This window comes from Nonomuraea sp. NPDC050451 (assembly GCF_044458585.1).
Window position 1 is genome coordinate 1 of sequence record NZ_JBITHZ010000091.1, and the last position, 6,509, is coordinate 6,509.

4 protein-coding genes and 2 pseudogenes are annotated in these 6,509 nt (G+C 63.0%); 5 read left to right on the plus strand and 1 reads right to left on the minus strand.

The window, feature by feature from the left end:
• The first annotated feature begins 69 nt into the window (after window positions 1–69).
• The 5 genes and pseudogenes from ACIBI9_RS67510 (at window position 70) to ACIBI9_RS67530 (ending at window position 6,300) form a co-directional block, all read left to right on the plus strand.
• Entirely contained in the window at window positions 70–1,032 is a 963-nt protein-coding gene (locus ACIBI9_RS67510; protein WP_397239562.1) for an IS110 family transposase, read from the plus strand.
• A gap of 420 nt (window positions 1,033–1,452) precedes the next feature.
• Window positions 1,453–1,767: pseudogene (locus ACIBI9_RS67515) on the plus strand (DDE-type integrase/transposase/recombinase); the annotation flags it as partial.
• A 41-nt stretch (window positions 1,768–1,808) separates the two neighbouring features.
• Entirely contained in the window at window positions 1,809–2,513 is a 705-nt protein-coding gene (locus tag ACIBI9_RS67520) for an integrase core domain-containing protein (protein ID WP_397239566.1), read from the plus strand.
• A 749-nt stretch (window positions 2,514–3,262) separates the two neighbouring features.
• On the plus strand, window positions 3,263–5,047 hold the full coding sequence (locus ACIBI9_RS67525) for a cobalamin B12-binding domain-containing protein (protein ID WP_397239564.1): 1,785 nt from the start codon (window positions 3,263–3,265) through the stop codon (window positions 5,045–5,047).
• 2 nt (window positions 5,048–5,049) lie between these two features.
• Complete coding sequence (locus ACIBI9_RS67530; protein ID WP_397239568.1) at window positions 5,050–6,300, plus strand: methylaspartate mutase; 1,251 nt, start codon at window positions 5,050–5,052, stop codon at window positions 6,298–6,300.
• Between the two features lie 126 nt (window positions 6,301–6,426).
• Here ACIBI9_RS67530 and ACIBI9_RS67535 read toward each other — a convergent pair.
• Window positions 6,427–6,509 (minus strand): annotated as a pseudogene (locus tag ACIBI9_RS67535) (IS5/IS1182 family transposase); the annotation flags it as partial.

Sequence of the window (6,509 nt, forward strand, 5' to 3'; positions counted from 1 at the left end):
CGTCGCCCGTGAGATCTACCACCTCATCACCAGGCCCCATAGCGCCACAGCCGCCGCCACGACAGCTGCTTGACAATCCATAGGGGCATCAAGCTCGACGCTGTCTGCCTGGCAGAGGTCGTCGAGCGAGGCATGTGCCGGCCGAGCTTCGTGCCGCCGAAACCGATCCGGCAACTGCGGGACCTGACCCGCTATCGACGGACCCTGGTGCGTGAGCGCAGCAGCGAGAAGCAGCGCCTGGAGAAGATCCTCGAAGACGCCCAGATCAAGCTGACCAGCGTGATCAGTAACCTGTTTACCATCTCCGGCCGCCAGATGCTCCAAGCCATGATCGATGGCGAACGCTCACCGAAGGTCCTCGCCGACATGGCCCGCGGCAAGATGCGGGCCAAGCTGGACGCGCTGCAAGAGGCCCTGACCGGCCACTTCGACGACCATCACGCCTTCCTGTGCACCATGATGCTGGCCCACATCGACGACCTCACCGCACGCATCGGCGAACTGTCGGAGAAGATCGAGCAGGTGATGGAGCCGTTCACGGTTCAGATCGACCAGCTGATCGAGGTGATCGGCGTGGGCCGGAGCTCCGCCCAGGAGATCATCGCGGAGATCGGCGTGGACATGAGCCGCTTTCCCTCCAGCGACCATCTCGTGGCCTGGGCCCGCTATAGCCCGCAGGCCAGGCAATCGGCCGGCAAGACCCACAGTTCTACGACCGGCAAGGGCAACCCCTGGCTCAGCGGCGCGCTCGGCGAGATCGGCATCGCCACCTCCCGCACCGACACCTTCCTCGGCGCCAGATACCGGCGGATCGCCAAACGCCGAGGCAAACGACGAGCCTTGGTCGCCGTCGGAAACTCCGTGCTCACCATCGCCTGGCACCTGCTGTCCGATCCCGATGCCCGCTTCCACGACCTCGCGCCCGGGTTCTACGAATCCCGCATCAACAAGGAGCGGCAGACCCGCAACCTGATGCGCCAGCTCGAACAACTCACCGGACGTCCCGTAGTCCTCGGAGACGCCGCAGTCTGACACCCGAGCTCCCGGCAACCCCTGACCGACGATCCTTGGCTGGGGTTCGCTGCCGCGCCCGTCTTCTCACCGAATTTCGAATCAGCACGCGCTGCTTCAGGACATCTCAAGCAGCGCGGACTCCGACACGAACTGAACCAGGTCCTGGACGAGTATTTCCCGGCCCTGGAAAAGTCGGTCGGCACGGTGAGAGCGTGCGCGGTGTTCGGGAAATCCCGGACCACGGTGCACCGCCGGCGCAACCCGCGCCCGCCCGTGCAGGGACCGCGCCAGCCGTTTCACCACCCGGCCGAACTGTCCGACGATGAACGCGAGCAGGTCCTGGCGGTGCTCGGCTCGCCGCGCTTCGCCGAGAAGTCGCCTGGCCAGGTGTGGGCGATCCCGCTGGACAAGGGTGTCTACCTGTGCTCGCAGGCCACCATGTACCGCCTCCTGCGAACGCGGGCAAAGCGGCGAGCCCAGGCCGTCCGCCCGCCGAGCAGCAAACCCGAACTGGAGGCCGACCGCCCCAACCTCGTGCGGTCCTGGGACATCACCAGACTGAAAGGCCCAGTGCGGGGCGTCCACTACCTGCTGTACGTCATCATCGACATCTTCTCCCGTAAAGTCGTCCACGGGGATCTGGCCCACGAGAACGGCACCCTGGCCAAAGAATTCATTCAAAATGCCATCGCCGCCAATCACGCGGTCGCGCCCCGCTTCATCCACGCCGACCGCGGTACGTCGATGACCTCCAACACCGTCACAGGCCTGCTCACGCTCCTCGGCATCGACCAATCGCATCCCCGTCCAACGAAAACCTTTACTTCGAAGCGCAGTTCAAAACCCTCAAATATTGTCCGGCTTTTCCCGGCCGGTTCGGCTCCATCGAAGACGCCAACGTGTTCTGCGGCCAGTTCTTCCACTACTACAATCACGAGCATCGTCATTCCGGGATTGCGATGCACACGCCCGCCTCGGTGCATGACGGCACTGCCGTGCACATCCAGGCCCGCCGGATCGCCACCCTCCACGCGGCCTTCCAGGCGCATCCGGAACGGTTCCGCGGCCGGCGACCCTACCCGCCACTGCTGCCGACCAAGGCGTGGATCAACCAGCCACCCACGACACCCGAAACCGGCACCACGCTACAAAGCACGCAAGTAGCGTCAAGCCGGGGGACGATGTCTTCAAGCAGCACGCGAGCCACGATCGCAACGCCTTGGGTTGTTTCGCAATCTCGGGTAGGAAAGCCGAGGCCGACGCCATCCAACGGACCGAACACACTTTGCAGTTTACCTAGATCACCACCAGACCCAAGTCAAACGGCGGCGAGAACGCCGTCGGCGACACACCGACGTCTCACTCCACCTCCCACCTCGGATTGCTGCGAACACCTTCTCAAGAAGAGTGCTCGGCACGCACGACAAACCGCATGCCCCAAAAACTCATGGGGGGCACGCGGCGATGTCGATGTCGCCAGAAGGAGCGATGCCGCGTAAGGCACATCACGCTGTAGACAACCAAGAGCTCTTCATCGACAAGAACCTCCTGGAGCCTGAGCTGGGCGCCTGGTTGCGCGACGAAGTGGACCGCGCACCGTTAAGGCGGCGGCTGTGAATCCTGGCGGCCGAGGAGGTCCGATAACCGATGTGCAATCTCGGAAGACGAAGCGAGCTGACGTCTCCGCCGAGGCGATGAGCGAGGTGAACAGCCGACTCGCCACCCTTGTGCCGCACCTGGTCAGTCACTTCGGCCGCCCCTTGACCGAGTATCAGCCACCGCACTTCCTACGGCACGACGAAGGCCACTTCTTCGGCCCGCACGAAGACACCGGCCCCGAGCCGGACCTGCCGGACAAGATACGTCTTCGCCGGGTCTCCGCGCGGTGGTCTTCCCCAACGCGCACGACGACTATGACGGTGATGTCCTGAGATTCCTGGCCCCGCAGATCGAAATCCAGGGCGAGGCAGGACTTCTTGTCGGGTTCCCCGCCGTGCGGCGCCACGAGGTAACTGCCGCCCCCGCGGGCAATGCCACTCGTTGAACAGCTGGTTCACGGCAGGCGAGAGTCTATAGGCTGTCTGAACTCGTACGCCCACGACATGTGAGCGGCAGGACTTTCGGCAGGCGCCAGAGCGGCGAAGCGGAGTCCTGCTCAGCGACCACATGCGTCGGGGATATCCGCCTGGACTGTCTTCGCCAAAGTGACCGACCACCCCATCGCCGGCGTCAGAAACAGGAGGGCCCTATGGCCAGACTGCTCGTTGCCAGCATTCTCAATGAGGGCACCGTCGGAAATCACGGCAAGACTCTTGTGCATAATCGCAGGCAACGCCTGTTCTGGTTCGCCGAGGACGGCGACCTTCACGAAGAAATACGCGCGGCGGCCGCGGGCGATGGCATCGAGGAGATCGTCGTGCTCTGGCCCGATCCGTCCGTGGCGGCGCCGGCGGAATTGCCGGGGATCGAGGATCGGCTGGCGGGGCACGAATGCTTCCACCGAGAGGGAGAGTTGCTCACCAACAGCGAGGCCGTGTTCCGTGCCCTTGCCGCCGTCGGCATGTCCATCGCCCGAGATTCGGTTCACACGAACCTCCAGTCCGCCACCGACTCCGCGTTGCGACTGATCGCTGACGGGGTGCCGCTCACACTGAAGCAGGAATATCTTGCGTCCGGCAGCGGCAACTACCTGCTGAGCCCGTATCAAGGGATATATCCCCGGAAGGCGAGGGAGATAGTTGTCGTCACGGACGAAGACCACGTGCGCGAATATATTGCCAATCGGTGGGACGCTCTCACGGCGAAGGGCAAGAACCGGATCGTAGTCGAGGAACACCACCCCGACAGCGCCTCCGTGTTCGCCGAGTTCTTCATCGGGGAGGACGAGTCCGAGCTGCGCGGGACCGGGGAAATGCCATACGCCCCTCATTGCGTCGGTGCAATCACGCCTCTTCCGTTCCAATCGCCTGAACTCACCGAACGCATGATGGAGTGCGGCTACGGCCTGGCGCGGATGGTCCACTCCATGGGACATCGAGGCTATTTCAGCTCCGACGCGATCGTGACACCCGAAGGACAAGTCCTTCTCACCGAGTGCAACGGACGCACCAGCGGCTCGAGATATATCTACGAGATCATCGTAAGAAGATCATTGGCAGCCGGTACGAGTACGATCGGATCATCCTGGAGAGGACGACCTGGAAGGTTCCCTGGTTCGCGGAGACCCTTTGGGCAGTGCGGGACATCGACCTGGCCTGCGACCAAGAGAAGCAGAAGAGTGTCATTCTCACGACCGCCTTCGAGCCATACGTGGGAGACATCGCGTACTGCGTGGCAGCGCGCGCAACCTACCCGAAGCGACCCAGCTCTCCGAACAGGCCGAGCAGCTGTTCGCGACGATGAACTCCGCGGTGTTCTGAGGCACCTTGCGTCACGGCGCCGGGCGCCCATCTCCTTATGGAGCCTGAACCCCAAACGATGGCGGGCCATTCGTTCCCTTGCGGTGATTCGAGCGCGCCGTGTCGCCGTGGTCTTGAAGGAGCAAACCAACGTGGAAACAGGAACGGCGAGGTCACTGCCGGACGCCGTGGTCAGTCGCGCTCTGAGCACCGTCGTTGCGACGATTTCGTCCGACGCGCACACCTGGAATTTGATGTATCTCCAACTCTTGCTCGAGGAACGCGGTCACCAGGTGACGAACTTGGGACCCTGCACTCCTGTGGAGGAGATCATCGAAAGCTGCTCGGCCGAGCATGCGAGCTTGCTTGTCCTAAGCACTGTCAACGGTCACGGTGTCATAGAGGCACCCTCCTGCATTCGCGCCATTCGCCGGGTCCCTGGACTTGCCGGCCTCCAAGTGGTCATAGGAGGAAAGTTGGGCGTGGCCGGGCCTCTCCCCCCCGACCAGGCACAGGAGCTGCTGCGTCTTGGTTACGACGCGGTTTTCGACACCCCGGACTCCATCAACCGGTTAGACGAGTTCCTCCGCCGCTTCGAGAACGCTCACCACCACGCCCTCACCACGCGAGAGTGACCATGGCCGACGTCCGTAATCTCTTCTCGCGAACGGTTCGCGATGCCAGCGGGTCCGGTCACCTCGTCGTGCAGCCGCGTATGGGCTTTCCCGACGTCGACAAGATGCGGGCGGGGCTGCAGGCCGTCGCGGCGCTGCCGTATACGGTCGGGACGATCACGCTCGACAGCTATACGCGGACCAGGCAGTACGAGGCGGCGCACGATGCGGTGCGCAAGGGCTGGTCGCTCAACGGGTATCCGCTTCTTGCACATGGCCCTGTCCGGACCTCCAGCCTGCTGGCATCGTTGCGTCCGGATTTCCCCGTGCAATTGCGGCATGGCTCTCCAACTCCTGTCGACATCTTCGCGTCGATGCTCGAGGCCGGCATCCACGCGACGGAGGGCGGCCCCATCTCCTACTGCTTCCCTTATGGCCGGACTCCGCTGAACACGGCGGTCGCGGAATGGGCGCGAGCGAGTGAACTGCTCGCCTCGTGCCCGACGGAGGTGCATCTCGAATCATTCGCCGGCTGCATGCTCGGTCAGTTGTGCCCACCGTCGCTGCTGGTGGCTCTGAACATTCTTGAAGGACTGTTCGCAACCTCTTATGGGATCCGCAGCCTTTCTTTGAGCTACGCCCAGCAGATCAACCCCTGCCAGGACATCGCGGCCATCCGCGCGCTTCGCCGGCTCACGACGGCAGTCCTGCCAGAGATAGATATCCACTTCGTGATCTACACCTACATGGGCGTTTTTCCGCAAAGCGCCGAGGGAGCTCGTCGGCTAATTATCGACAGCGCCCACCTGGCGCGCCAAGCGGGAGCCGATCGGCTCGTTGTGAAGACCGTTTCTGAAGCTTTCAGAATACCTCTCGTCAGTGACAACATAGCCGCGCTCAAAATTGCCGGCGAACAGCCGCCGGGGTCATACCCGACGCTGGATGACGGACTTGCCGAGGTGTTGGAGAAGGAGATACTCAGCGAAGCTGAGGCGATGCTGGAAGCAGTCCTGGAGCTAGCTCCCACCGTCCCCTCGGCCATCTTGAGAGCCTTCAAGTCAGGGATCCTCGACATCCCTTTCTGCCTCCATCCCGACAATGCCAATCACGCTCGTGCGGAAATATCCCATGATGGTCTTCTCAAGTGGGCCTATGCCGGCCGGATGCCGGTGACGTCGACACAAGTCCACGGACGGCGGATCAGCGCCACCGAATTGCAGGAGATGCTCGGCTTCATACGTCGCCGATACGACGAGGCCCCTATCGCGAACTGAGCCGAGACTACACCAATGAGCTCGTGTGGGCCGGCAATGCCAGGTGCCGAATTCCGCGCACCACGGACGCCGGAGCCGGAAATTGTGCCACTCTATCCCGATGCCGTTTAGATAAGTGAGCCCTTTTCATCCTGAGTAGCGGCCTTCTTCCACCAGCTGCAGCACGAGGATCGCCTGCACGAGTGCGGTTGCGCGATGCGGGCAACAGC